Source organism: Enterobacter cloacae complex sp. IR5403, assembly GCF_049238705.1.
In the GTDB taxonomy this organism is placed as follows: domain Bacteria; phylum Pseudomonadota; class Gammaproteobacteria; order Enterobacterales; family Enterobacteriaceae; genus Enterobacter; species Enterobacter hormaechei_C.
This window is the reverse complement of the sequence record NZ_JBMKHP010000040.1, coordinates 1-582: the sequence shown is the minus strand read 5'-3', so window position 1 is coordinate 582 and position 582 is coordinate 1. Positions and strand designations below refer to the sequence as shown.

1 rRNA gene is annotated in these 582 nt (G+C 56.2%); it reads right to left on the bottom strand.

Features of this window, described 5'->3' with window-relative positions:
• A 23S ribosomal RNA gene (locus tag ACOTW6_RS21875) occupies positions 1 to 582 on the bottom strand; the annotation flags it as partial.

Sequence of the window (582 nt, the reverse complement as noted above, 5' to 3'; positions counted from 1 at the left end):
GTCTCAGGGAGAACTCATCTCGGGGCAAGTTTCGTGCTTAGATGCTTTCAGCACTTATCTCTTCCGCATTTAGCTACCGGGCAGTGCCATTGGCATGACAACCCGAACACCAGTGATGCGTCCACTCCGGTCCTCTCGTACTAGGAGCAGCCCCCCTCAATTCTCCAGCGCCCACGGCAGATAGGGACCGAACTGTCTCACGACGTTCTAAACCCAGCTCGCGTACCACTTTAAATGGCGAACAGCCATACCCTTGGGACCTACTTCAGCCCCAGGATGTGATGAGCCGACATCGAGGTGCCAAACACCGCCGTCGATATGAACTCTTGGGCGGTATCAGCCTGTTATCCCCGGAGTACCTTTTATCCGTTGAGCGATGGCCCTTCCATTCAGAACCACCGGATCACTATGACCTGCTTTCGCACCTGCTCGCGCCGTCACGCTCGCAGTCAAGCTGGCTTATGCCATTGCACTAACCTCCTGATGTCCGACCAGGATTAGCCAACCTTCGTGCTCCTCCGTTACTCTTTGGGAGGAGACCGCCCCAGTCAAACTACCCACCAGACACTGTCCGCAACCCGG